At 65.1% G+C, this 25,866-nt stretch carries 21 protein-coding genes and 2 pseudogenes; 17 read left to right on the top strand and 6 right to left on the bottom strand.

Features of this window, described 5'->3' with window-relative positions:
- Nucleotides 1-165: 165 nt before the first annotated feature.
- The 4 genes from ACSKB9_RS37170 to ACSKB9_RS37185 all read left to right on the top strand — a co-directional run bounded on the left by ACSKB9_RS37170 (nucleotide 166) and on the right by ACSKB9_RS37185 (nucleotide 5,097).
- Nucleotides 166-1,869: an IlvD/Edd family dehydratase gene (locus ACSKB9_RS37170; RefSeq protein ID WP_438079399.1), complete on the top strand. Its 1,704-nt coding sequence runs from the start codon at nucleotides 166-168 to the stop codon at nucleotides 1,867-1,869.
- A gap of 153 nt (nucleotides 1,870-2,022) precedes the next feature.
- Nucleotides 2,023-3,024: a TRAP transporter substrate-binding protein gene (locus ACSKB9_RS37175; RefSeq protein ID WP_438079401.1), complete on the top strand. Its 1,002-nt coding sequence runs from the start codon at nucleotides 2,023-2,025 to the stop codon at nucleotides 3,022-3,024.
- A 151-nt stretch (nucleotides 3,025-3,175) separates the two neighbouring features.
- The gene (locus ACSKB9_RS37180) at nucleotides 3,176-3,760 is read left to right on the top strand and encodes a TRAP transporter small permease (protein WP_438079403.1); all 585 of its coding nucleotides are present in this window, start codon (nucleotides 3,176-3,178) and stop codon (nucleotides 3,758-3,760) included.
- Entirely contained in the window at nucleotides 3,757-5,097 is a 1,341-nt protein-coding gene (locus ACSKB9_RS37185) for a TRAP transporter large permease (protein WP_438079405.1), read from the top strand. The genes ACSKB9_RS37180 and ACSKB9_RS37185 overlap by 4 nt, the downstream gene beginning before the upstream one ends.
- Nucleotides 5,098-5,105: 8 nt before the next feature.
- Here the strand turns inward: ACSKB9_RS37185 and ACSKB9_RS37190 are convergent, their stop codons facing one another.
- Nucleotides 5,106-5,900, bottom strand: a complete 795-nt coding sequence (locus ACSKB9_RS37190) for an enoyl-CoA hydratase/isomerase family protein (RefSeq protein ID WP_438080564.1) — start codon at nucleotides 5,898-5,900, stop codon at nucleotides 5,106-5,108.
- Nucleotides 5,901-6,157: 257 nt separating this feature from the next.
- On the opposite strand from ACSKB9_RS37190, the pseudogene ACSKB9_RS37195 reads away from it, so the two are divergent.
- A pseudogene (locus ACSKB9_RS37195) lies at nucleotides 6,158-7,382 on the top strand (NAD(P)/FAD-dependent oxidoreductase).
- Between the two features lie 137 nt (nucleotides 7,383-7,519).
- Here the strand turns inward: ACSKB9_RS37195 and rbsK are convergent.
- Both rbsK and ACSKB9_RS37205 read right to left on the bottom strand, forming a co-directional pair.
- A pseudogene (gene rbsK, locus ACSKB9_RS37200) lies at nucleotides 7,520-8,419 on the bottom strand (ribokinase); the annotation flags it as partial.
- A gap of 21 nt (nucleotides 8,420-8,440) precedes the next feature.
- Entirely contained in the window at nucleotides 8,441-9,334 is an 894-nt protein-coding gene (locus tag ACSKB9_RS37205; RefSeq protein WP_018270479.1) for a sugar kinase, read from the bottom strand.
- A 226-nt stretch (nucleotides 9,335-9,560) separates the two neighbouring features.
- Between ACSKB9_RS37205 and ACSKB9_RS37210 the strand changes: the two genes are divergently transcribed.
- The 9 genes from ACSKB9_RS37210 to ACSKB9_RS37250 all read left to right on the top strand — a co-directional run bounded on the left by ACSKB9_RS37210 (nucleotide 9,561) and on the right by ACSKB9_RS37250 (nucleotide 19,133).
- A complete protein-coding gene (locus ACSKB9_RS37210; RefSeq protein WP_438079408.1) occupies nucleotides 9,561-10,421 on the top strand; it encodes a VOC family protein in 861 nt (286 codons plus the stop codon).
- 218 nt (nucleotides 10,422-10,639) lie between these two features.
- The gene (locus tag ACSKB9_RS37215) at nucleotides 10,640-11,296 is read left to right on the top strand and encodes a TetR/AcrR family transcriptional regulator (RefSeq protein WP_438079410.1); all 657 of its coding nucleotides are present in this window, start codon (nucleotides 10,640-10,642) and stop codon (nucleotides 11,294-11,296) included.
- Nucleotides 11,297-11,580: 284 nt separating this feature from the next.
- Entirely contained in the window at nucleotides 11,581-12,390 is an 810-nt protein-coding gene (locus tag ACSKB9_RS37220) for an ABC transporter permease (protein ID WP_438079412.1), read from the top strand.
- A gap of 137 nt (nucleotides 12,391-12,527) precedes the next feature.
- Nucleotides 12,528-13,523: an ABC transporter substrate-binding protein gene (locus ACSKB9_RS37225; RefSeq protein WP_438079414.1), complete on the top strand. Its 996-nt coding sequence runs from the start codon at nucleotides 12,528-12,530 to the stop codon at nucleotides 13,521-13,523.
- Nucleotides 13,524-13,647: 124 nt separating this feature from the next.
- On the top strand, nucleotides 13,648-14,493 hold the full coding sequence (locus ACSKB9_RS37230; protein ID WP_438079416.1) for an ABC transporter ATP-binding protein: 846 nt from the start codon (nucleotides 13,648-13,650) through the stop codon (nucleotides 14,491-14,493).
- Nucleotides 14,494-14,507: 14 nt separating this feature from the next.
- Nucleotides 14,508-15,914, top strand: a complete 1,407-nt coding sequence (locus tag ACSKB9_RS37235; protein WP_438079418.1) for a hypothetical protein — start codon at nucleotides 14,508-14,510, stop codon at nucleotides 15,912-15,914.
- Complete coding sequence (locus ACSKB9_RS37240) at nucleotides 15,911-17,062, top strand: Gfo/Idh/MocA family protein (RefSeq protein WP_438079420.1); 1,152 nt, start codon at nucleotides 15,911-15,913, stop codon at nucleotides 17,060-17,062. Before ACSKB9_RS37235 ends, ACSKB9_RS37240 begins: the two co-directional genes overlap by 4 nt.
- A gap of 14 nt (nucleotides 17,063-17,076) precedes the next feature.
- Nucleotides 17,077-18,270 (top strand): dihydrodipicolinate synthase family protein, encoded by a 1,194-nt coding sequence (locus ACSKB9_RS37245; RefSeq protein ID WP_438079422.1) that lies wholly within the window; start codon nucleotides 17,077-17,079, stop codon nucleotides 18,268-18,270.
- Entirely contained in the window at nucleotides 18,270-19,133 is an 864-nt protein-coding gene (locus ACSKB9_RS37250; RefSeq protein WP_438079423.1) for a sugar phosphate isomerase/epimerase family protein, read from the top strand. Before ACSKB9_RS37245 ends, ACSKB9_RS37250 begins: the two co-directional genes overlap by 1 nt.
- 46 nt (nucleotides 19,134-19,179) lie before the next feature.
- On the opposite strand, the gene ACSKB9_RS37255 is transcribed toward ACSKB9_RS37250, so the two are convergent.
- A complete protein-coding gene (locus tag ACSKB9_RS37255) occupies nucleotides 19,180-20,925 on the bottom strand; it encodes a Spy/CpxP family protein refolding chaperone (RefSeq protein ID WP_438079424.1) in 1,746 nt (581 codons plus the stop codon).
- 51 nt (nucleotides 20,926-20,976) lie between these two features.
- Between ACSKB9_RS37255 and ACSKB9_RS37260 the strand changes: the two genes are divergently transcribed.
- On the top strand, nucleotides 20,977-21,432 hold the full coding sequence (locus ACSKB9_RS37260; protein WP_438079425.1) for a hypothetical protein: 456 nt from the start codon (nucleotides 20,977-20,979) through the stop codon (nucleotides 21,430-21,432).
- 525 nt (nucleotides 21,433-21,957) lie between these two features.
- Here the strand turns inward: ACSKB9_RS37260 and rocD are convergent.
- Entirely contained in the window at nucleotides 21,958-23,172 is a 1,215-nt protein-coding gene (gene rocD, locus ACSKB9_RS37265; protein WP_168857811.1) for an ornithine--oxo-acid transaminase, read from the bottom strand.
- Nucleotides 23,173-23,297: 125 nt separating this feature from the next.
- Nucleotides 23,298-24,521, bottom strand: a complete 1,224-nt coding sequence (locus tag ACSKB9_RS37270; RefSeq protein ID WP_253609676.1) for a cytochrome P450 — start codon at nucleotides 24,519-24,521, stop codon at nucleotides 23,298-23,300.
- 204 nt (nucleotides 24,522-24,725) lie between these two features.
- Here ACSKB9_RS37270 and ACSKB9_RS37275 point away from each other — a divergent pair, with 204 nt between their 5' ends.
- Entirely contained in the window at nucleotides 24,726-25,259 is a 534-nt protein-coding gene (locus ACSKB9_RS37275) for a thiamine pyrophosphate-binding protein (RefSeq protein WP_057017601.1), read from the top strand.
- Complete coding sequence (locus ACSKB9_RS37280) at nucleotides 25,256-25,846, top strand: thiamine pyrophosphate-dependent enzyme (protein ID WP_028338816.1); 591 nt, start codon at nucleotides 25,256-25,258, stop codon at nucleotides 25,844-25,846. The genes ACSKB9_RS37275 and ACSKB9_RS37280 overlap by 4 nt, the downstream gene beginning before the upstream one ends.
- The last annotated feature ends 20 nt before the right edge of the window (nucleotides 25,847-25,866 follow it).

The raw sequence follows: 25,866 nt of genomic DNA on the forward strand, positions 1-25,866 counted from the left end.
CGGCTTTGGATCGGTGCCTGAGGTCAGCATGGCGCCACGGTTATTGTCAATAATGGGGGCGATTTTGCCGCAGACCAGCCACAAGCCGCGACCGGATTATCTCATATCGACAATAATTCCTGCCGCTCCTTAAGTGCGGCCGAACAACCACGGGACGAGAAGAAAATGGCCGACGGACTTCGCAAGGGACTGACAAGCTATGGTGACGCCGGCTTCTCGCTGTTCCTGCGCAAGGCGTTCATCAAGGCGATGGGCTATTCTGACGATGCGCTCAATCGCCCGATCGTCGGCATCACCAACACCTACAGCGACTACAATCCCTGCCACGGCAACGTGCCTGACATCATCGAGGCCGTGAAGCGCGGCGTGATGCTGTCGGGCGCGATGCCGTTCGTGTTCCCGACCATCTCGATCGCGGAGAGCTTTGCGCACCCGACCTCGATGTATCTGCGCAACCTGATGGCGATGGATACCGAGGAGATGATCCGCGCCCAGCCAATGGATGCGGTGATCGTGATCGGCGGTTGCGACAAGACCTTGCCGGCGCAGATCATGGCCGCGATCAGCGCCGATCTGCCGACGGTGGTGATTCCGGTCGGGCCCATGGTCGTCGGCCATCACAAGGGCGAGGTGCTCGGCGCCTGCACCGACTGCCGCCGGCTGTGGGGCAAGTATCGCGCCGGCGAGATCGACGACAACGAGATCGAGGCGGTGAACGGCCGCCTCGCGCCCTCGGTCGGCACCTGCATGGTGATGGGCACTGCCTCCACCATGGCCTGCATCACCGAGGCGCTCGGCCTGTCGCTGCCGATGAGCGCGACGATCCCGGCGCCCCATGCCGAACGCTTCCGTTCCGCCGAGGCCAGCGGCCGCGTCGCCGCCGAGATGGCGAAGACCAAGGGACCGAAGCCGAGCGAGATCCTGACGCCGTCCTCGTTCCGCAACGCCCAGGTCGTCATGCAGGCGATCGGCGGCTCGACCAACGGGCTGATCCATCTCACGGCGATCGCCAACCGCTCGCCGCACAGGATCGACCTCGAGGCGTTCGACAAGCTCGGCCGCGAGGTCCCGGTGCTGGTCGACCTCAAGCCGTCGGGCGAACACTACATGGAGCATTTCCATCACGCCGGCGGCGTGCCGAAGCTGATGGCGCAGCTCGGCGACCTCATCGATCTCGATACCAAGACCATCACCGGCCAGACCTTGCGTGAGGTCGTCGCCAATGCTGAGGATGTGCCGGGGCAGGACGCGATCCGCTCCAAGGCGAACCCGATCAAGTCCGAAGGCGCGATGGCGATCCTGCACGGCAATCTCGCGCCGCGCGGTGCCGTGATCAAGCAGTCGGCGGCGAGCCCGAAGCTGTTGCAGCACACCGGCCGCGCCGTGGTGTTCGAGTCGGTCGAGGACATGACGCTGCGGGTCGACGATCCCGCGCTCGATGTGACCGCCGACGACGTGCTGGTGCTGCGCAATGCCGGCCCGAAGGGCGCGCCCGGCATGCCCGAGGCGGGTTACCTGCCGATCCCGAAGAAACTCGCGCGCGCCGGCGTGAAGGATATGGTCCGCATCTCCGATGCGCGGATGAGCGGCACCGCGTTCGGCACCATCGTGCTGCACATCACGCCGGAAGCCGCCGTCGGCGGTCCGCTCGGCCTGGTGCGGAACGGCGACATGATCCGGCTCGATGTCGCCAAGCGCAGCATCGATTTGTTGGTCGACGAGGCCGAATTGCAGAAGCGCCGCGACGCGCTCGCGCCGGCCGCTACCCCCGATTGGGCCAGGCGCGGCTACGCGCATCTCTTCAACGAGACCATCCTGCAGGCCGACGAGGGCTGCGATTTCGACTTCATGCGCGCCAAGGGGAAGTAGCTTGCAAAGTTCGGCGCACCTGCCGAATTGTCGATAATTTCTGCGATGTGGTGCTCGTTGGCGCCTGCGACGAGCTGATTACCTCTGTTTTATTGACAATCCTGCGCGACTGGTGGGATGATCCCCTTAATTAAAAACAGGGGGAACGTCGCGATGGGCTATTCAGCCAGGATCGTCGGGATCGCCATGGCGGCGGCAGCGTTGCTGTTGCCGCCGCGCGCCGGCGCGCAGGAAGTCAAGCACTACCGCTTCGCGCACGATCAGCAGCTCAATACCGGTTATAGCGTCGCCTACGACATGTTCTCCGCCAAGCTCAAGGAGTTGAGCAAGGGGACCATGATCGTCGATCAATATCCGGGCGCCCAACTCGGACAGGAGCCGCAGCTGCTGCAGCTCGTGAAATCCGGAGACATCGAATTCGCGATCATCTCATCGGCGAACACCGCGACTATCTCGCCTCAGGCCGGTGTGATGTCGCTGCATTTCCTGTTCCGCGACGCCAACCATGTGGTGAAGGCGCTTGCCGATCCGAAGGTGATCGATGCGATCAAGGCGATGATCGACGACACGTCGCAAGGTCTTCATGTCATCGCGACCGGCAGCCAAGGCGTAAGGAGCATCTACGCCAGGAAGGAAATCCACAACGTCAACGATCTCAAGGGGGTGAAGATTCGTGTTCAGGCGACGGCCACGGAAGACACGATCTTCCCGGCTTACGCGGCGCAAACCGTCCATATGCCGTTCGGCAGCGTGTACACGTCGCTGCAGACCGGCGTCGTCGAGGCGGCGGAAAACAGCGTGAACGTTTACCTCGTCAACAAGCACTACGAAGTCGCGCCGGTGCTCTCGATGACCGAGCATGAGGCCAACAATGCGCTGTTGTTCATCAGCGACAAGCTGTGGCAGAGCCTTTCAGCCGAGCAGAAGGCCTGGGTGACGACGGCGGCCGCCGAGGTGAGCGCCAAGGAGCCGGCGAAGGCGTTCGAATTGGAGAAGAACGCGGCTGCAAAACTGAAGTCGTTCGGCGTCAAGGTGGTCGAGGATGTGGACAAGAAGAGCTTTACCGCGGTCGCCGATCCCTATCTCGACAAGCTCGCCAAGGATCTCGGCCCGCATGCGGAGAAGATCAAGAATTTGATCCGCGCGATCAACTAGCCCACTTCCTGCGTCGTCCCGGCGAAGGTCGGGACCCATACGCCGCGGCTCGTCCATTGAAGCACCGGGCCGCCGTTCTTTCTCAAAGCATCAGGCGCCGGTGGTTGGGTCCCGGCCTTCGCCGGGACGGCATACGAGGACGGAGCATTCGATGGCCATCGCCGACACACTGGTGCTGCAACGGCAGCGGCATCTGAAATGGCGGGCGCTCGACCGGCTCGAGCTGATGCTGATGATGCTGTGCGGCCTGCTGTGCTTCGGCTTCTCGCTCTCTGTCACCGCCGACATCGTCACCCGCACCATCGGTCATCCCTGGCTGTGGCTGCAGGAGATGACCTCGACGCTGTTCATCTACGCGATCTTCATCGGGGCCGCGGTCGCGACACGGCGCAACGACCACCTCTATCTCACCGCGATCTCCGAAGCGCTGCATGGCAGGTCGCGGCTGATCGTCGAGATCGTCATCCGTCTGGTGGTGCTGGGTGTCGCCTTCTGCCTGGTCTGGTACGGCTATCAAAATTACCTCCGAGGCTTCGGCAGCTTCCGCCTGCCGTCCGGTACGCCGATCGCCTCGCTCTATGCGGTGATCCCGCTGTCCGGCATCCTGATCGGCCTGTTCACGATCGAGCAGCTCGTCAACGGGATCCGCAATGGCTTCGACCATCCAGAGCCGCCGGATGACCACCTTCCGATTCCTGCGATCGATACCCGCGCGACGACGGGAGTGCAGCCGTGAGCGCACCGGTCGTGCTTCTGCTGATGTCGTTCTGCTTCCTGTTCTTCGGCTATCTCGGCGTGCCCGTGCCGTTCTCGCTGATGGCCGGCGTGTTCGTCGGCGCAGTGCTATCAGACGTCTCGCTGGCGGCGATCATCCAGAAGATCTTCGACGGCGTCGATTCCGAGGCGCTGCTTGCGATCCCGTTCTTCCTGCTGGTCGGCGAGCTCATGAGCTCGGCAAATGTCGTGGTCCGCATCGCCAATCTGTCGGTCTCGCTGGTCGGTCACATCAGGGGCGGGCTGTCGCAGGTCGTTGTCGTCTTCAGCATGTTCTTCTCGGAAATGTCCGGCTCGACCACCGCCGATGTCGCGGTCATGAGCCGGGCGCTCGGCGGGCCGATGCGGCGGGAAGGGTATGAGCCGGCCTTCATCGCCGCGATCATCGCCTCGGCTTCGACGATCGCAGCGCTGGTGCCGCCGAGCATCACGGCGGTGGTCTATGGCGCGGTCGGCAATGTCTCGATCGCCGGGCTGTTCATGGCCGGTGTGGTCCCCGGGCTGATGATCGGCTTCGGGCTGATGATCTACTGCTACTTCTTCGGTCCCTCGGGCCTGCGCAAGCCGCGCGCGCCGCTGCGCCAGGTTGCGTTCGCCGCCGGTGACGCGGCGCTACCGATGATGATCCCGGTGATCCTGCTGGGCGGCATCCTGACCGGCTGGTTCACGCCGACCGAGGCCGGGGTCGTCGCGGTCGCCTACATCATCGTCGTGGTGATCCCGGCGCTGAACCGCGGGCACCTGAAGAAGATCCCGTATGATTTCTGCCTCGCCGGCCTGATCTTCTCGCTGCCGCTGATCACGATCGGCGCGGCGAACGCGTTCGGCTGGATGCTGGCCTATCTGCGCGGCGCGATCTACATCGCCGACTGGATCACCTCGATCGCCGGTAACGACCCGCACCTCATCATGCTCTTGATGGTGTTGCTGTTCACCGTGGTCGGCGACTTCATCGAGCCGGTGCCGACCATCATCATCTTCATGCCGCTGGTCAACGCGCTGACCCAGGCGGGCGACATCAACGGCGTGCATATGGGCGTGGTGCTGATCGCAACGCTGGCGTTCGGCCTGATCACGCCGCCCTACGGGCTCGTGCTGCTGATGGCCTCGAAATTCGTCGGCATCAGTTTTGCAAAAGCGTTGCGGGCGGCGCTGCCGATCTATGTCGTGTTCCTGGTCACGATCTGCTTCACGATCTATTTTCCGAAGGTCGTGCTGTGGCTGCCCAAACAGGTGATCCCGGAATCGGTCGGCTGCTTCAAGGCACCCGGCGGCACGGGGTACATTTGCCCGAACTAGCCAAACCCCTACTTCGACTTGCTGGTGAACTTCTTCACGGCGACGCGGAAATCATCGGTATGCATCGCCGTGATGATCTTGTGTTCCTCGGCGTCGAGCTGCTGCTTGGTCGGCGTGGTGGCGGCCTGATAGACCAGTGATTTGGTCCCCGCGATCGCGGCGGGCGGATTTTGCGCCAGGCGCTCGGCGAGCTGTCGCGTCGCCGCCTTCAGCTCGGCCGCGGGGACGGTCTTGATGACGAGACCCCATTCATAGGCTTGCTGCGCGGTGAACCCATCCTCGGCCAGGAAAATCTGCAGCGCGCGGCGGGTACCGACCGTGCCGACGATGCCGACCGTGCTGCCGCCATCCGGCGACACGCCGATCTTGGCATAGGCGGGCGTGAAGCGGGCATCGTCCGCGGCGATACAAAGGTCGGTCACGAACGCGAGGCCCATGCCGGCGCCGGCCGCCGAACCATGCACGCTGGATAGAACGATCTTCGGCATCCGCCGGACCGTCTCGATGAAGGCATGGTAGTGGTGAAGCATCTCGCCGACCACGGGGGCGACATTGTTGGCTTCGGTCGCGGCGCCGATGGTCTGCAAATCGCCACCGGCGCAGAAGGCGCGGCCTTCGCCCTCGATGACCAGTACGCGAACGTCCTTGTTGGCTTCGACCTCGGCGCTGAGCTGCTCGAGCTTCTTGGCAATCGTCATGTCGATCGCGTTGAACGCGGCCGGCCGGTTCAGTGTGATGGTCGCGATGGCGCCGTCGATGCGGAGCAAAGCGGGGTCGGTGGCGGAGGGGGCGGGTGCTGGCATATTGAAGACCTTGGGCTTGTTGGTTCCGGACATTTAAGGCCTTGGCGGGAGCCGTGGCAATCCGGCCCGGCGCCCGGGGGCCGCGGGCGCGCCCAGAATCGCCCGGGACCCCCTTGCATCGGTACGAGCCATGAGGCCAAATGGCATGCGCCTTCGGTACGCAGACACGAGCGCTGTGGGGACGGGGCAAGCAAGCTAACATCGACAAGAGGAAACGGCATGGGTCACTCCTGCTCGCGCGTATTTGGGTTGTTCCGATGACAGGCTCGGTCATCATCGTCGGCGCCGGACACGCCGGCTTCCAGCTCGCGGCGTCGCTGCGCCAGGCCGGCTTCGCCGAGCGCATCGCCCTGATCAATGACGAAGGCCATTTGCCGTATCAGCGGCCGCCGCTGTCGAAGGCCTATCTGAAAGGGACCGGCGGGCCCGAGAGCCTGATGTTCCGGCCCGACAAGTTCTACCAGGACAACAAGATCGAGCTGATCACCGATCGCGCCCATGCGATCGACCGCAATGCGCGGAAGGTGGCGCTCGCCTCCGGCGCGTCGCTCGATTACGGACACCTGGTGTTCGCCACCGGCGCGCGGAACCGGCTGCTGGATATCCCCAACGCCAAGCTCGACGCAGTCCGTTACCTGCGCATCCTGGATGAGAGCCAGGCGCTGCGCGACTTGATCGCGCCCGGCATGCGCGTCGTCGTGATCGGTGCGGGCTTCATCGGGCTCGAATTCGCCGCCACTGCGCGGGCCAAGGGCCTCGAGGTCGACGTGGTCGAACTCGCCTCCCGTGTGATGGCGCGGGCGGTGACCGCGGAGATTTCCGAGTTCTCGCAATCCCGCCACAGCGCCGCCGGCATCCGGATTCACCTCGGGGTGCAGGTCACGGCGATCGAGGCCGATGGCGGCAAGGTTACCGGTGTCAGCCTGAGCAACGGCACGCATATCCCGGCCGACCTCGTCGTGGTCGGCGTCGGTGTGCTGCCGAATGTCGAGCTTGCGGCGGAGGCCGGGCTGCCGGTGGCATCCGGCATCATCGTCGACGGGCATCTGTCGACCGCCGATCCGAATGTCTCCGCGATCGGCGATTGCGCGCTCTACACCAGCAAACGCTTCGGCGGGTCGCTGCGGCTGGAGTCGGTGCAGAATGCGACCGACCATGCGCGCTGCGTGGCGTCGCGGCTGACCGGCAAGACCGAGGTCTATGACGGCCTGCCGTGGTTCTGGAGCGACCAGGGCCCCGAACAAGCTGCAGATGGCGGGTCTCACCACCGGCTACGACCACGTCGTGGTGCGCGGCGACCGCGCGCAGGGCGCGTTCTCGGCGTTCTGCTATCGCGGCGACAAACTGCTCGGCATCGAGTCGGTCAACCGCGCCGGCGATCACATGTTCGGCCGCAGGCTGCTCGGCGCCGGCGGCTCGATCACGCCGGAGCAGGCGGCGGATGCGAGCTTCGACCTGAAGAGTGCGCTGGCGCAAATATAAGCAAGCGTCGTCCTGGCGAAAGCCGGGACCCATACTCCGCGGCAGTCGTTGGCGGAGACGAACGCAGTTGCCACGCGTGTGCCCCCAAACTGTGGCCGGTGGTTATGGGTCCCGGCCTTCGCCGGGACGACTTGGGAGAGAGCGTCCTCCACCTCATCCGCCGTCGGCATCGACGGCGCGGCTCCCATCCGTTGCACGCAAATCGAGGCGGCGGCGTTGGCGTAAGCCAGTGCGTCGCCGAGCGGCTTGCCGATGGCGAGCTGTGAGGCGAGGGCGCCGACGAAGCAATCGCCGGCGCCTGTGGTGTCGACGGCCTTGACCTCGCGTCCCGGCACGAGCCGCGGCTGGTTGTCGACCAGCGCCAGCACGCCGCGCTTTCCGAGCGTGACGCAGACGATCCTGCCTTGCCCCAACGCCCGGGCCGCCTCGGAGAAGCGCTCCGGCGTGTCGCTGTCGCGCAGCTCCGTGCCAGTCAGGTAGCCGAGTTCGGTCTCGTTCAGAACGAGGATGTCGACGAGATCGAGCAGAGCCTTGTCGGCCTGTTTTGCCGGTGCCGGATTGAGGATCGTGGTGGCGCCGACGGCGCGGGCGCGCCGGAAGAAGGCCGCGATCGCCGGCAGCGGGATCTCGAACTGGCTGACCGCGACGTCACCCTTCATAAGTGAGGGGACCTTGACATCATGAGCGTCAACGAGCCCGTTGGCGCCTGGCACGACGACAATCGTGTTGTCGGCATTGGCGAGCGTGATGATCGCCGTGCCGGAATGCGTGCCGTGCGTGGTCTTGACCGAGGTGAGATCGACGCCTTGCGCGGCAAGGAACGCCCGCAGCTCCTTGCCAAACGCATCGGTGCCGAGCCGGCCGATCAGCGTGGTCGCTACGCCGAGCTTGGCCGAAGCCACCGCCTGGTTGGCGCCCTTGCCTCCGGGAAAATAGAGCACGGCCTCGCCGGCGACGGTTTCGCCGATCCGCGGATGGCGCTCGGCGGTCGCCACCACGTCCATATTGATGCTGCCGGCGACGAAGACGTGCCTCATGACTAGCCCCGTTCACCGATATCAGGCCTCGGCGCGAAATTCCTGCTTGACCGCTGCGATATCGGCGAGTGTCGGCAAGCCGGCCTCGTTGCCGAGCTTCTGGATCTTGAAGGTCGAGGCTGCACGCGCGAACTTGAAGTGCTCATGCCAGCCTTTGCTCGGGTTCGAAAGGTAAGAGTAGATGTAGGCGCCGTGGAAGACGTCGCCGGCGCCGTTGGTGTCGATCACGCGCGCGCGCGGGATCGGGAAAGCCGGCAGCGTGCGCACTGTGCCGGCCTCGTCATACCAGAGCAGGCCGCGCTCGCCCATGGTGACGCCGCCGACCTTGCAGCCGCGGCTCTTGAGATAGTCGAGCATCTGCTCCGGCGTCTTGTCCATCTGCTCGCACAGGCGTTCGGCGACGATCGCAATGTCGATGAATGCGAGCAGCTCGTGGGTGTTGGTGCGCAGGCCGCCGCCGTCGAGCGAGGTCAGGATGCCATCCTCGCGGCACAGCTTCGCATAATGGATCGCGGCGTCCGGCTGGTGGCCGTCGATGTGCAGCGCACGGCAGCCCTTGATGTTCAGCAGCGGGAAGGGGTGAATGTGCTGGTCGTCGCGGCAGCGGACGATGGCGCGCTTGCCGTCGTTCGGCATGATGAAGGACAGCGAGGAGGAGTTGACCTTGCGGGGGTGGAACGAGATGCCGTACCGGTCGGCCATGTCCCAGAACATCCGTCCCAGCCAGTCATTGGCCATTGTGGCGATCAGGTCCGGCGGGACGCCGAGCTTGGCGCAGCAGAATGCTGCCGTCACGGCGTTGCCGCCGAACGACACCGCATAGGCGTCGGCGACGTGCTTTTCGTCGCCGACGGGCATGTGATCTGTGATGAAGGTGACGTCGATATAGGTCTGTCCGATGAAGAGAGCCTGCATTCGCTTTCCGTCGTGGCTTGGTGTGGTCCCGGCCGGCGGTTCCAGACTAGCATTGCTGATCGGCCGAGATCGCTGAAAATATTCGCAACCCTGCCTGGTTTACAGGTAGAGATGATGGCTGCGCCGGGCCGTTCTGGCATGCGGCATAACGGCCGGCGGCAGTCCGTGGTTCCGGGTTAGGTTGAGGGAGAAACACAATGACGGCAGATTCGGGGAGGTTGCAGCCATGATTACCGGTCTCGATCACGTCGTCGTCCTGACCAGCGACATCGCTGCTGCCGGCGCCGCCTACGAGACGCTGTTCGCGCGGACGCCTTCCTGGCGCTATAGCGGCGGCGGCGCGGACCGCACGCTGTTCACGCTCGACAACACCACGCTGGAATTGGTGGCGCCGCACGGCGACGATGATGCAGCCCAACGCGTCCGCAGCGCGCTTGCCACCCAGGGCGAGGGGCTTGCGAGCCTGTGCTTCCGCACCAGCGATATCGCCAGGACACACCGCAGGCTCGACCGCTTGACGCTGAAGCCCGAACCCGTCACCGAAGTCGAAAGCCGCGACGAGACCAGCGGCGCCGTGCTGTCGTGGAAGCGTACGCGGGCCGCGACCGATGCGACGCGCGGCGTGCGCATGTTCTTCCTGGAACGCGAGCAGGAGCGGCCGTTGTCGGTGCGTACCACGACCGCATCGATCACGGCGATGGATCATGTGGTGGTTTCGACCGCCGATCCGGAACGCGCCGCCGCGCTCTATGGCGCGCGGCTTGGGCTCGACATGGCGCTCGACCGGTCGCATCCGGAGTGGGGCCGACTGATGTTCTTCCGCTGCGGCGACCTCGTGGTCGAGGTCACGCACCGGCCGGGCAAGGAAAACGACAAGGCGGAGGCCGACGCGCCGGACCGGCTGCGCGGCATCTGCTGGCGCGTCGCCGATATCGATGCCACACGTGCGCGGCTGATCGCCGCTGGCGTCGACGTCTCCGAGGTTCGTACCGGCCGCAAGCCCGGCACGCGCGTGATGACCGTGCGCAACGGCACCTGCGGCGTGCCGACGCTGCTGGTGCAGCCTTCGCAAGGAAAACCGGACTAGGCCGCGTTTCATGCGCGCGTCGTCACGACAGCGTGCATCCGGGAATGGCAGGGAGGACGCTGCATGCCGCGTCTGCGAGAAATATTCCCGCATGGCCGTCACGACAACATTCGTTCTCAAACGTCGTTCGTCATGCTACATTCATCAATTCAGCATCACGGGCGATCGATTTGGCCAAGGCAAAGCGAATTCAGAGATGGCAACGCGACCCCCAGGGGATGCGGCTGCGGATTCTCGAGGCGGCCAAGCAGGAATTCGCCGCCCATGGCCTCGCCGGGGCGCGGGTCGACCGCATCGCGGCCAACGCCGACGCCAACAAGCGCATGCTGTACTACCACGTCGGCAACAAGGAGGATCTCGATCTCGAGGTGCTGGAAGGCGCCTATGAGAAGATCCGCGCCGAGGAGCGCACCCTCGATCTCGAGCATCTCGATCCGCCCGAGGCGATCGGGCGTCTGATCGACTTCACGTGGAACTATTTTCTGCGCAATCCCGAGTTCCTGGCGCTCCTGAACACCGAAAACCTCTCCAAGGCAAAACACCTGAAGCGTTCGACCAAGGTCAAGTCGATGCACTCGCCCTTTGTCGAGATGATCCGTACCGTGGTGACGCGCGGGGTCGAGAGTGGCGATTTCCGCGTCGCGGTCGATCCGGTGCAGCTCTACATCTCGATCGCCGGGCTGGCGTTCTTCTATCTCTCCAACAGCGCCACGCTGAGCGTGATCTTCGGCCGCGACCTCTTGAAGAAGGACGCCCGCGACGAGCGCCTCGAGCACATGACCGCGCTGGTGCTGGCGGCGCTGACCGGCAAATCTACGGCGGCGTTCGGCGGCGCGATGCCGGTGCTGCGCGCGGCCGAGCACCGCGTGGTGTGAGGTCTTGCGATCATTGCGGTGATCCGTAGCCCGGATTGAGCCAACGGGTCGCGCGAACGCGCGCCCGATGACAGGCTCCGCGCAATCCGGGGAGTTGCATCCGCGGATAGCGGTCCCGGATTTCGCTGCGCTTCATCCGGGCTACGAAGTCTCATCCGACAAAAATTCTCGCCTGACGAAAGTTGCGTATTTCGGCGCGATTTTGCCGCGCGCTTGGGGCTGGACAGTATTTATCCAACGGGTTAATTTCTGAACGAACGGAGAGACTGCAAAGGGAGCGTGACGTGGCGGAGGCAAAGAGCCCTTCGGGCCTGTCGAAGGTGCTGAATGCGGCGTGGGTACGTCCGTTCCTGTTTTTGGTCGTCATCGTGGCGGCCTGGGACCTCGCGATCCGCCTGTTCCATATTCCCGCCTACCAAATTCCCTCGGCCGGTGACGTCGTCGCGGTGCTGTGGAGCGACTGGCCGGAGCTGTTGCGGCAGTCCTGGCCGACAACCTATGCAACGATTTGCGGCTTCCTGCTCTCGGCGCTGTTCGGCATTCCCGTTGCGATGCTGATCGCGGGTTCGAAGACGGTCGAGAGCTACGTCTATCCGCTGCTGGTGTTCTCCCAGTCGGTGCCGAAGATCGCGATCGCGCCGCTGTTCGTGGTGTGGTTCGGCTTCGGCATCATCCCCAAGGTAATCTCCGCGTTCCTGCTCGGCTTCTTCCCCGTGGTGGTCTCGGCGGTGCAGGGCTTCAAGTCGGTCGACCCTGACATGGTCGATCTGGCGCGCGCGATGCAGGGCAGCCGCTTCCAGGTGTTCCGCGCGGTCAACCTGCCGCACGCGATGCCCGCGATCTTTTCCGGCCTGAAAGTCTCGGTGACGCTCGCTGTGGTCGGCGCCGTCGTCGGCGAGTTCGTCGGCTCCAACTCCGGCATCGGCTATGTGATGCAGCGCTCGATCGGCACCTTCGACCTGCCGACGATGTTCGCCGCGCTGGTGATCCTCGCGCTGCTCGGCGTCATCCTGTTCTGGATCGTCGACCGCATCGAGCGGCTGGTGATCCCTTGGCACGTCAGCCAGCGCGACGACATCATTTTCGCTTCCTAAGACTTGTGTACAGGAACAACAGCAAGCGTCATTGCGAGGAGCGACAGCGACGAAGCAATCCATTTCTCGACTTGCTGCACGCTGGATTGCTTCGCTTCGCTCGCAATGACGAAGAAGGACGACGGGAGGAATATCCGATGCGATTGATCACTGCTGTCATTGCCGCGCTGGCCTGGACCGCGCTTGCGGTGGCCCCTGCATCCGCGGCCGACAAGGTCGTGCTGATGCTGAACTGGTACGTCTATGGCGAGCATGCGCCGTTCTATTACGGCAAGGCCAAGGGCATCTACGCCACTGAGGGCATCGACCTCGAGATCCAGGAAGGCCGCGGCTCGGCCGCGACCACGCAGGCGGTGGCCGCCAAGACCGCCGATTTCGGCTATGTCGACGTGCCGACGATGATGCGCGCTGCGGTGAAGGGCGCGCCCGTGATCGCCACCGGCGTGCTGCTGCAGACTAGCCCGATGTCGGCGATGAGCCTTGCCGACAAGAACATCAGGAAGCCGGAGGACATCAAGGGCAAGACGGTCGCGATCACGCCGGCGGATTCGATGACGCAGATCTGGCCGCTGTTCCTGAAGAAGACCGGCCTGAAGGAAAGCGATTTCAACACCGTCGCCGGCGACGGCCAGACCAAGCTCAACGCCGTGATCAACGGCCAGGCCGACCTGCTGCTCGGCTACGTCATGGACCAGTCGATGAAGATCAAGGACGCCACCAGCAAGGACGTCTATCCGATCAAGTTCGCCGACTACGGTATCAACATGGTGTCGTCGGGCATCATCGCGAACTCCGACTATGTGAAGGCCAATGCGGACCTGGTCCGCCGCTTCATGTCGGCGACGACAAAGGCGGTGGAAGCCGCGGAGAAGGACCCCAAGGCGGCTGCGCAGTCGATCCTCGACGCCAACCCGAAGGGCGGCAAGATCGACACGTTGACGCAAGGCTTCGAGCTGACGATTCCGCTCTATCGCACGCCGGAGACCAGGACCAAGCGGCCGTTCCAGGTCACCGACCAGAACATGACCGAGTCGGTCAATTTGATGGTCGAGTATGGCGGCCTCGACGCCAAGGCCAAGGCCAATCCGAAGGCGTTCTACACCAACGACTATCTGCCGAAGGGTGACTCGTGAGCGCAACAAACACCGTCATTCCGGGGCGATGCAAAGCATCGACCCCGGAATCTCGAGATTCCGGGTCTGGTCCTTCGGACCATCCCGGAATGACAGCATTCTACATCCCAGTGGATTCGACAGAATGAATCCTGCAACCAAACCAGCCGATGTTCAGCCCGCCGCGCATCTGCGCCTGGTGTCGGACCGCGCCGCGGATGCCACGCCGGGTATCAAACTCTCCGGCGTCTCGAAGACCTACCGGTCACGCGACGGCGATGTGCCGTCGCTGCGGCCGCTCGACTTCACCATCAACGACGGCGAGTTCTTTGTCGTGGTCGGGCCCTCCGGCTGCGGCAAGTCCACGCTGCTCAAGATGATCTCGGGCCTGCTACCGCCGACGACCGGCGAGGTGCTGGTCGACGGCGAGCCGGTGACCAAGCCGCACGGCAATGTCGGCATCGTGTTTCAGAACGCGCTACTGCTGCCGTGGCGCAACATCCTCTCCAACGTGATGCTGCCGATCGACATGAAGCAGCTGCCGCGGGACAAGTATCTCGCGCGCGCCAAGGATCTGCTGAAGCTGGTCGGCCTCGAAGGTTTCGAGAAGAAGCTGCCCTGGCAGCTGTCCGGCGGCATGCAGCAGCGCGCCTCGATCTGTCGCGCGCTGGTGCACGACCCCAAGATCATGCTGATGGACGAGCCGTTCGGCGCGCTCGACGCCATGACGCGCGAGCGGATGAACGTCGAATTGATGCGGATCCAGCGCGAGACCGGCAAGACGGTGCTGCTGATCACGCACTCGATTCCCGAGGCCGTGTTCCTCGCCGACCGCGTGCTCGTGATGACCGAGCGGCCCGGCGCGATCGCCGCGATCTACGACGTGCCGATGCCGCGGCCGCGCTCGCTCGAGACGATGTCCGATCCTGTCTTCAACGAACTGGTGCAGCGGATCCGGAAGCATTTCTTCTCACAGGGGTCGCTGGACTAACACCCGAGCCGTCAATGCCGCTTCGCCTCAAGGTCAACGATATCGCCTTCTTCGAACGGCCGCTGGTGTTCGCCCGGCCGTTCCGCTTCGGCGCGGTGACGATCACCGCGTCGACGCAGATGTTCGTGCGGGTCGAGATCGAGGTGGAGGGCAAGGGCCGCGCCACCGGCGCCAGCGCCGAGATGCTGGCGCCGAAATGGTTCGACAAGCGGCCGCATCTGACCGAAGCGCAGTCGCTCGACGGACTTCGCCGCTCGCTTGCGATTGCACGCGAGCTCTATCTGGCGAACAAGGGTTTTGAGACCGCGTTCGGCCTCCACGCCGAACGTATCGGCCCGCAGGTTGCGGCCTGCGCTGCCGAAGACATTCCGCCGCTTGCCGCCGGCTTTGGCCCGGCCGAGATCGACAAGGCAATCCTGGATGCGCTGCTGCGCGCGGCCGGCGCGAACTTCTTCGACGGCATGGCCGGCAATGTCGCCGGCATCGACGCGCGGCTGACGCCGGATCTCGACGACGGCGCGATCGCGCGGTTCCTTTCAACACGCAGACGGCTCGAGCGTGTCGCCGTCAGGCACACGGTCGGAATGGACGACAAGGTTGAAGGCGAGGGCGGCGTCGCCGACCGCAACGAGAACGCCGGTGCGCGCTATTTCAAGCTTAAGCTGAACGGCGATCCCGCACATGACGCGGCGCGGCTGGCGCGGATCGGCGGCGAGCTCGCAAAGCTGCCTTACGCGACCAGGATCACGCTCGACGCCAACGAGCAATATGCCGACCTTGCCGCGCTGAACGCGCTGGTCGACCGGCTCGACCATGACGCGGCGCTGCAGCCGATCGGGGCAAACCTGCTCTATATCGAGCAGCCGATGCCGCGCGATATCACAAGAGCCTCGCCGCTCGGGAAACTGGCGGCGTACGGCTTCATCATCGACGAAGCCGACGATTCCTATGACGCATTCCCGCAGGCCCGCGTGCTCGGCTATCGCGGCATCTCCTCAAAATCCTGCAAGGGCATCTACAAGTCGATCATCAACGCCACCCGCGCGGCGGCGTGGAGCGCGGACCGCGAGCGGTATTTCGTCAGCGGCGAGGACCTGACCTGCCAGGCCGGGCTCGGCGTGCAGCAGGACCTCGCGCTCGGCGCGCTGATCGGCGTCACCCATGCCGAGCGCAACGGACATCATTATGTCGATGGCTTTGCCGACACCCCGGCTGACGAGGCCGACGCCTTCTTCACCGCGCATTCCGATCTCTACACGCGCGAGCGCAGCAAGGTCCGCCTCGCGATCCATGACGGCGATCTGCTGACCGGATCGATCGCCGCCGCGCCGGGCTTTGCCAGTTCGATCCATCCGGACTGGTCCACCATGCAGCCGCTCAAGCGGCCAACACCACGCGTTTCGCAGGAGCAAGCAGTATGACGACCAAACGCCTCGGCCTGATCATGAACGGCGTCACCGGCCGGATGGGGCTCAACCAGCATCTGATCCGCTCGATCGTCGCGATCCGCGAGCAGGGCGGTGTGCAGCTCGCGAACGGCGACCGCGTCATGCCCGATCCGATCCTGGTCGGCCGCGACGCCGAGAAGGTCGGCGCGTTGGCAAAACGCTACAACATCGAACGCCACACCACCGATCTCGATCGTGCGCTCGCGGACAAGGGCGACACCGTGTTCTTCGACGCCGCGACCACGCAGGCGCGGCCCTCGCTGCTGACCAAGGCGATCAACGCCGGCAAGCATGTCTATTGCGAGAAGCCGATCGCGACCAACCTCGAGGAGGCCGTTGCGGTCGTGAAGCTCGCCAATGCCAGGGGCCTCAAGCACGGCACCGTGCAGGACAAGCTGTTCCTGCCGGGCCTGAAGAAGCTCGCTTTCCTGCGCGACTCCGGCTTCTTCGGCCGCATGCTCTCGGTGCGCGGCGAGTTCGGCTATTGGGTGTTCGAGGGCGGCTGGCAGGAAGCGCAGCGGCCGTCGTGGAACTACCGCGCCGAGGACGGCGGCGGCATCATCCTCGACATGGTCTGCCACTGGCGCTACGTGCTCGACAATCTGTTCGGCGAAGTCGAGAGCGTGACCTGCCTCGGCACGACTGACATCCCCGAGCGCTATGACGAGAAGGGCAAGAAATACCAGGCGACCGCCGATGATTCCGCCTACGCCACCTTCCGCCTGAAGGGCGGCGTCATTGCGCACATCAACATGAGCTGGGTGACGCGTGTCTACCGCGACGACCTCGTCACCTTCCAGGTCGACGGCACCCATGGCTCGGCGGTGGCGGGCCTGACCGACTGCGTGATCCAGGCACGCCAGGCGACGCCGCGGCCGGTGTGGAATCCGGACGAGAAGCGGATGCACGATTTCTATACCGACTGGCAAAAGCTCCCTGAGAACGTCGTCTACGACAACGGCTTCAAGGAACAGTGGGAGATGTTCATCCGCCATGTCTGCGAGGACGCGCCCTACAAATACACCCTGCTCGAAGGCGCCAAGGGCGTCCAGCTCGCCGAATGCGCGCTGAAGAGCTGGAAGGAGCGGCGCTGGATCGACGTCGCCCCGATATCAGTCTGAGAAGGGACTTTGTCATGAACAAGCCTGTCCGACCGATGTCATCGCTGTCGCTGAAACTGCCGACCGCTGGCGGCGGCCTCGAGACCTATCGCCTGGCGGCGTCGCGGACCTTTCCGGCGAAGCTCGAGGGTACGCTGAACCGCGTGGCATTCTCGGCCGCGCATGTGGTGGCCGATCCGCGCGCCGACGTCGATCCCTGGCTGGCCGCGGCGATCGACTGGGACAAGACGATCGCGTTTCGCGAGCGCGTCTGGGACCTCGGCCTCGGCGTCGCGGAAGCCATGGACACCGCGCAGCGTGGCATGGGGCTGGACTGGGCGACCTCGCTCGAACTGATCCAGCGCTCGGTGAAGGCGGCGAAGGCCAGGGGCAATGCGCTGGTGTTTTCCGGCGCCGGCACCGACCATCTCGCGGTGGAAGATGCCAGGTCGATCGATGATGTGATCCGTGGCTATGAGGAGCAGATCGCGGCAGTGGAGAAGGCCGGTGGCCGCATCATCCTGATGGCCTCGCGCGCATTGGCAAAGCTCGGCAAGAGCGCTGACGACTACGCCAGGGTCTACGACCGCGTGCTGTCGCAGGTTCGTGAGCCCGTGATCATCCATTGGCTCGGCGACATGTTCGATCCGGCGCTATCAGGCTACTGGGGCACGGCCGATCTCGACAAGGCGATGGATACGGCGGTTGCGATCATCAACGCCAATGCGGCCAAGGTCGATGGCGTCAAGGTCTCGCTGCTCGACAAGCAGCGCGAGATCGACATGCGGCGCCGGCTCGATCCGCGGGTCAAAATGTACACCGGCGACGACTTCAACTATGCCGAACTGATTGCCGGTGACGACAAGGGATTTTCCCACGCGTTGCTCGGCATTTTCGATGCGATCGCGCCGGCGGCATCCTATGCGCTGTCGCGGCTCGCCGCGGGCGATGAGACTGGCTTCCACGATGTGCTTGGACCGACGGTGCCGCTGTCGCGCCACATCTTCAAGGCGCCGACGCGCTTCTACAAGACCGGCATCGTGTTCATGGCCTATCTCAACGGGCACCAGGATCATTTCACCATGGTCGGCGGGCAAGAGAGCGCGCGCTCGACCTTGCATCTTGCCGAGCTGTTCCGGCTCGCGGACAAGGCCGGTCTGCTCGCCAATCCGGGGCTCGCGACGCGCCGGATGACGACGATCCTGACCATCCGCGGCATCGACGCCTGATGCGCAACTTCTCCAACGATCATCGCTGGCTGTCGCTGAACACGGCGACCGTCCGCAAGCAGGGCGATCTCCTCGCCATCGTCGAGGCCTGCGCGCGCCATGGCATCCGCGCCATCGATCCTTGGCGCGACCAGGTCGCTGCCGTCGGCCTCGATCGCGCCGTCCGTGCGGTCAAGGATGCCGGGCTCGATCTGTCGGGCTATTGCCGCGGCGGCATGTTCACGGCAGATGGCGCGCATCGCAGCGAAGCGCGCGACGACAACCGCCGTGCTGTCGACGAGGCGGCGGCGCTCGGCGCCTCCTGCATCGTGCTGGTGGTCGGCGGCCTGCCGCAATATTCACGGCCAGGCAGCGCCGCGTCCAAGGACATCGCGGCCGCGCGCAATCAGGTGCACGACGGCATCGCCGAGATGCTGGATTACGCGAAGCAGGCCAAGCTGCCGCTCGCGATCGAGCCGCTGCATCCGGCCTATGCCGCCGACCGCGCCTGCGTGAACACCACGAAGCATGCGCTCGATATCTGCGACGCGCTCGATCCCGACAGAACCGGCGCGATCGGCGTCGCGCTCGACGTCTATCACATCTGGTGGGATCCGGAGTTGATGCGCCAGATCGCACGCGCCGGCCAGGATCGCCTGCTCGCGTTCCATGTCTGCGACTGGCTGGTGCCGACCAAGGACATCCTCAACGACCGCGGCATGATGGGCGACGGCGTCATCGACATCAGATCGGTGCGCGCCGCCGTCGAGGCGCAGGGCTTTGACGGCTATTCGGAGATCGAGATCTTCTCGAATGACTGGTGGGGCCGTCCGCTGGACGAGGTGCTGCGAACCTGCATCGAGCGGCACCGGACGGTGGTCTAGAACGCCGGCAGGTGGACACAGCGCTGCTTGCCCGCTTCCCGCCTCATCAGGACTCCTCGTTGCGGTGCTCGATCTCCAGCGTGACGAGCCGCGCCAGCAGCGTTGCCGGATAGAGCTGGCCGAAGATCGCCTCGAGATTGCACAGGCTCCGCGCGATCGGATGCAGCGGAGCGACGTCGCCATAACCTGTCGTCGTGAGCGTGGCGAAGCTGAAATAGAGGACGCGACTCGCCAATGTCGGGCTGTCTTCCACCTTCATGCCGGGAAATGCGTCGGGCCTCAGCGTGCCGACAAAGGTGTAGAGCGCCGCGAAGATCACGGCGACCGTGAGATAGAGCAGGACGGCGCCGATCACACGGTGATAGGTGACGCGGCCTGGCGCGAACGTCGCGCGCGCCACCGTCACGGCCATGGTGAGGCCGACGAGCAGCCAGGATGCGGCGAACAGGTTGAGATCGAAAATTGAAGGTGAGCGTAGTCTCAGGATCCCGCCCGTGACGATCATGACGAGCGCGACCAGCATCGTGACGACCGCCAGCGTGCTGCCTGACATCAGGAAGACGCCGCCGACCAGGACCAGCGCGAGCAGGAGCTCAAAAATCTGGAACTCGAACAGCCCCAACGCCTGCAACGGCGCCACCACGAAAATCATGACCAGGAGCAGGACAGTGAGCACCGTCAACAAGGAATCGCCCCAGCGCTCGCGTAGCTCGCCAGTGCTCATCCAGCCGCGCTTCATTCCCGCCCCGTCATTCGGCATTGCATCAGGATGCCGGTACCAGACATTGCTGCGCGCCGGCCGCAAAGGCAAGATGGGGGGCTGGCATTCTGTGGCGCGCCCGGCGATCCGGATCGCCGTCCGGCCGTCTGAGGGGCTCGCGACCCGCTGCAGCGTGTTGAAGCGGGCTTTCTGCTCGCTGCTCAGCATCGCATAGAACTCGTCCAGTGCGGGCTCGATCAGCTTCGCGGCCTTCTGCATGGCTTCGAGCCGGTGCTGCATCGCCTCCAGCCGGCCGACCGGCGTCAGCGGCACGTCGTTCGGGCAGGCCGCCTGCAGGTCCGCTATGGCTCTTGTGGTCGCATCGCTCAGGCGGTCGAGCGCCTCCTTCTGCTTGCCGGCCGGATGAAGCGAGGCCGCGATCCGGTTGATCGGCAGGTGCGCCAGGTCGGATTTCGAATCGCCGCAATTGCCGGCTTGCGCGGTCGCCTCCTGCTGCGGCGAACGCTCGCCGACATGTGGACCGAGCGCATTGAAGCGGGCCTGTTGCTCGTCGCTGAGCGAGCTGTAGAAATTCTCCAGCGCAGGCCGCACGATCTTGATCGCCTCGAGCGTCGCGCTGATGCGGTTTTGCATCGACCGCAAGCGGCCGGTGGGCGTCATGGCATAGCTGTCCGAACAGGAGTCCTTGAAGATATCGGCGGCCTTTGCCGCTGATGTCTTCAACTCGTCGAGCAGGGCGCGCTGCTGCTGGTCCGGCCGTACCGCCCGCGCGATGTCGGCAAGCGGCCAGGCCGTGACGCCCTTGTCCGGTTCGCCGCAGAGCTGCTTGACTGCCTGCGGGCTCGTGTCGGTGCGCTGACGGGACCGATCGCGGCCCGCGGTCGCCGGATAGTCGCCAGGATTGATGCTGGCATAGGCGGAGTAGGGACTGTTGGTGTCCCAGAACACGGTGTCGACGAAGTCGTCATAGGCGTAGGCCCAATAGCCGGGCTCGTAGGCATAGGACCAGAACGTGTAGTCAAAGATGTCCGAATAGGCGTAGGGCCAGAACACCGGCCCAAGCCACGCCACGAAGGCCGCGCGGCTGCCGCGTCGCCAGGCATGTCGGGGCGCCCAGCCGCCTTGGCGCGCCGCAAGCCCTGCCTGGCCTTGCGCGCCTGCCTGCTCGCGGAAGTGCGCGGCAAACCGCTCGCGCTGCGCCGCCTGCGTCGCGGCTGTGGTCGCGACCGCGGCTCCAACCGTCGCTGCCGGCGCCAATCTCTGCTGGCGGGCAACGTCGGCCTGCTGCGCACGCTGCTCGCGCTGCAACAGGCGGTTCTGCGCCTGCAGGGCGCGGTCATGAATGCGCTGCGCGCGTGTGCCTTGGACCCTTTGCGACTGCAATTGCTGCACGCGCTGCTGCAGGCGATCGATCCGGGTTTGCCGCTCGGTGGTCTGGCGCGAGAGCGCGTCACGCTGCCGCTGCTGCGCCGCCTGCTGGCGTTGCTGGATCATTTGCTGATGCTGCTGCGCGCGCTGTTGAACGCGCTCCGTCGGCGACGGCCGCTCGCTCAAGCGCGAAGGTGGGCTCGGACGTGATGGTGCCGCGATATGCGGAGCCTGGCGCTGCGGTGCTCCTCGACGGAATTCGGGGCGTGGCGTTGCGACACGCGGCGCGGCGATATGGGGGGCCTGGCGCACAGACGGGGCGGCGAAATGCGGGGTCGGGCGCGGCGCCATCGCCGGTCGCTGCGGGGCGTGGAACGCGGGTGCTGCCGGCCGTGCCATCGCGGGTGGCCGAGCCATTGCAGGCGGTCTCGCCATTGCGGGCGGCCTGGCCATTGCGGGAGGGGCGGCGTGTACCATCGGCGCGGCGGGACGCGCCATTGCGGCCGGTGCAGCCGGCCTTGCCGCCGGTGGACCCTTTCCGTGTGGCTGGGCGGACGCGCCGCCGTGCGGCACGAGCATCGAGCTGCCAATCGAAAAGACAACAAACAAAGCGCTGCGGGAAAGCATGAGCTTGGCTCTCCGTTCAACAGTCGCCCGCAGTGCTTTAACGCACCGACGTCGGATTCGTTCGTTGTGGCTACGGCCGGCGTTACGGTCTTCCGGCGAGGGGAACCGTCAGGAGACGTCCTGCGTGAGGGTCGCCGCGATCCGCTCCGTCGCCCAGTCGACCTGATCGGCCGTGATCACCAGCGGTGGAGCGATCCGGATGGTGTGTTCGTGGGTGTCCTTGGCGAGGATGCCGCGCGCCTGCAGCGCCAGACAGTAGCGGCGGGCGCCGCCGGCTTCGGGATGCAGCTCGATCGCCAACATCAGCCCGCGCCCGCGCACCTCGCGGATCACGTTGGCGCGGATGTCCTGCAATCCGGCGAGAAAGCGGGCGCCCTGTTGCGCGGCGTTCTCGATCATTCCCTCGTCGATCAGCACGCGCAGCGCCGCCCGCGCCACCGCGCAGGCCAGCGGATTGCCGCCGAAGGTCGAGCCGTGCTGGCCGGGCCGCAGCGTGCCGAGCACGGCGTTGTTGGAAAGCACCGCCGACACCGGATAGAAGCCGCCCGACAGCGCCTTGCCGAGCAGCGTCACGTCGGCCTCGATCCCTTCGTGCTGCTCGGCGAGCAGCTTGCCGGTGCGGCCGAGCCCGGTCTGAATCTCGTCGAGCACAAGCATCACATTATGCGTGGTGCACAGCTCGCGCACGCGGGCGAAATAGCCTGGCGGAGGAATCACGACGCCGGCTTCGCCCTGGATCGGCTCGACCAGGAAGGCCGCGGTGTTCGGCGTGATCGCCTGCTCGAGCGCGGCGGCATCGCCGAACGGGATGATCTTGAAGCCCGGCGCGAACGGGCCGAAATGGTCGCGCGAGCCGGGATCGGTCGAGAAGCCGACGATGCCGAGCGTGCGTCCGTGGAAATTATTGGCGCAGACGATGATCTCGGCCTGCCCGTCCGGCACGCCCTTGACCTCATAGGCCCATTTGCGCACCGACTTGATCGCGCTCTCCACCGCCTCGGCGCCGCTGTTCATCGGCAGCACCTTGTGCGAGCCGGTCAGCTCCGCGAGCTCGCGGTAGAAGGGAGCAAGCTGGTCGTTGTGGAAGGCGCGCGAGGTCAGCGTCAGCCGATGCGCCTGCTCGATCATGGCTGCGAGGATCTTCGGATGACAGTGGCCCTGGCTCACCGCCGAATAGGCGGAGAGGCAGTCGAGATAGCGGTTGCCATCGGTATCCCAGACCCAGACGCCTTCGCCGCGCGACAGCACGACCCCGATCGGCTCATAGTTGTAGGTGCCGAACTGCGCTTCGGTTGCGAGGAAATCAGTGACCGATGCATTCATCATGCGTCACTCCCGCTGCAGCGTACGAGAGACTACATCAAATCGTGCCTGCAGTTGATTTGGGCATCAGTTCCTCCACAGGGAAGTGTGTCGCCAGCCAAATTCGCAGGCGACAATGTGTCGTCTTATGCGCTGATGCTGCAGGGCACGCTGAGGAAGCCGCGGAAGCGCACCCGCCCGCCGCGCACCGGCGCGCCGTCGAGCGCGTAGTTCGGCAAGCGTTTGAGGAACCGCGAGATCGCGATGGCGCCTTCGAGGCGCGCCAGCGCCATGCCGGCGCATTGATGCGCGCCGGTGCCGAAGGCGAGGTGGCGGTTCGGCGTGCGCGCGACGTCGAAAGCTTCGGGGTTGGGGAATTGCGCGGGGTCGCGGTTGGCCGCGCCGATGCACAGCGTGACCAGCGTGCCCGCCGGCAGCTTGATGCCGCCGAGCTCGGTCTCTTCCACGATCATGCGGTTGCCGAGCTGGTTCGAGCTTTCGTAGCGCAGCATCTCCTCGACCGCGGTCTTGATGAGTTCGGGTTGCGCGATCAGCCGTTGCTTCTGATCCGGATTTTGGCTGAGCGTCACCAGCCCGTTGCCGATCAGATTGGTCGTGGTTTCGTGGCCGGCGTTGAGCAGGAAGATGCAGTTGTGCAGCAATTCCTTCGCGGTCAGCCGCTCGCCATTGTCCTCACCCTGGATCAGCCTTGTCAGCACGTCGCGTTCGGGATTGCCCGGCTTCTTGCGGCGGCGTTCAACCAGCGTTTCGAGATAGGCGAGGAAATCCTTCACCGCATTGTTGCCGCGGTCGAACGCCTCCTTGCCGATCACCGGCTCCAGCGCGCCCAGGATCGCCAGCGACCAGTCACGCAGCGGCTCGCGTTCGTCGTGCGGCACGTCGAGCAGATTGCCGATCACCTCGACCGGAATGGCCGAGGCGAAGTCGCCGATCAGCTCGAAGCGGTCGCGGGTCTCGATCCGGTCGAGCAGGCTGTCGACCAGCGCGATCAGGTCAGGCTCCATGCCGGCGATCGCCCGCGGCGACAATGCGCCCATGATCAGCCGCCGCACGCGGGTATGCGCGGGCGGATCGTTGAAGACGAGGCTGGTCGTGTGATGCTCGTAGAGCAGCGAGTTGCCGTATTTCGGCAAGAACTCCTTCTTCTTGTCGGAGGAGAATGCCTTGGTGTTCTTGTAGGCGGCGATGAGGTCGTCGTAGCGGGTGAGAAAATAGCAGCCGTTCGGCAGCCGCTTGACCGGCGCGCTCTCGCGCAACGCGCGATAGGTCGGGTAGGGGTCGGCATAGAACTCCGGCGTCAGCTTCTCGAGGTCGAAGCCGTCAGCCAGCTCGCGCGCGTGTCCGTTCATGGCGCATCCAACCCAATTAGTTTCATTTGCAACTATCGTAAGCCGCGGGCGGCGGCCGCGCAACACAATTTGCTGGGGCCGGGAACAGCGCGCCGGGGCGTCGCGTGGTGCGAGCAAATCGCAGAGCCATATGCGGTTTTGCGCTTTGATGAAGCGCGCGCGCCCCTCTACAGTCGCGACCAAACAACAAGACCGGAAACGCCAATGCATGCCCGTGCCGACACTGCGGCCTCCTGGCCCGAGGAGATCTTCTCGATATTGCAGCGCTTCGAGGTGCGTCAGGTGCCCTACGTGCCCGACGCCGGCCATTCAGAGCTGATCGAGCGGGTGCTGGGGTCGTCCTCGATGCGCGGCATCGCACTGACCACCGAGGAAGAGGGCGTGGCGCTGCTCGCGGGCGCCTGGGCCGGCGGCCAGCGCGGCGTGCTGCTGATGCAGTCGAGCGGGGTCGGCAATTGCATCAACATGCTGTCGCTGGTGCAGATCTTCCGCCTGCCGTTCCTGACGCTGGTGACGATGCGCGGCGAATGGGGCGAGTTCAATCCCTGGCAGGTGCCGATGGGCTCGAACACGCAAGGGATACTCGAACTGTCCGGGATCAAGGTGCTGCGCGCCTCGCACCCTGAAGAAGTCCGCGAAGTCGTCGAGGCCGGCGCAGCGCAGGCCTTTAACGCCTGCACGCCCACCGCCGTCCTGCTGTCGCAGCGCCTGATCGGGGCAAAGGTCTTCACCAAATGAGCAAAGCCAATCTCCTCGACCGCCGTGCCGTCGTTTCCGAACTGCTGAAGGATCGCAAGGGCGCGTTCGCCGTCGGCGGCCTCGGCGCCTCGACCTATGACATCGCCGCTGCTGGTGACCACGACCGCAACTTTTATCTCTGGGGTGGCATGGGCGGCGCCGTGATGATCGGGCTCGGCCTCGCGCTGGCCCAGCCGACGCTGCCGGTCGTCGTGATCACCGGCGACGGCGAGATGCTGATGGGGATGGGAAGCCTCGCCACCGTCGGCCTGCAGCAGCCCAAAAATCTCTCGATCATTGTGCTGGACAATGAGGCTTACGGCGAGACCGGCGGCCAGGCCAGCCACACCGGCGGAACCGCCGACCTCGTGGGTGTTGCCAAAGCCTGCGGAATCGGGGATAGCCGGGCGATCAGCACGATGGCTGAGGTCGAGGCTTTTGCCTCGTCTTTGCAAGACGTTACGGCGGGGCCGCGGTTCGCCAGCGCGAAGATCGACGGGGCCAATCTGGAGCGCGTGCTGTCCAGCCGCGACGGCACCTACCTCGTGAACCGCATCAGAGGGTCGATCGGCCACACTCCTATTTAAAGTGGCTTTCGCGGTGCAAT

Origin of the sequence: Bradyrhizobium sp. BR 1433, assembly GCF_051547665.1 — a bacterium.
GTDB classification, from domain to species: domain Bacteria; phylum Pseudomonadota; class Alphaproteobacteria; order Rhizobiales; family Xanthobacteraceae; genus Bradyrhizobium; species Bradyrhizobium australafricanum.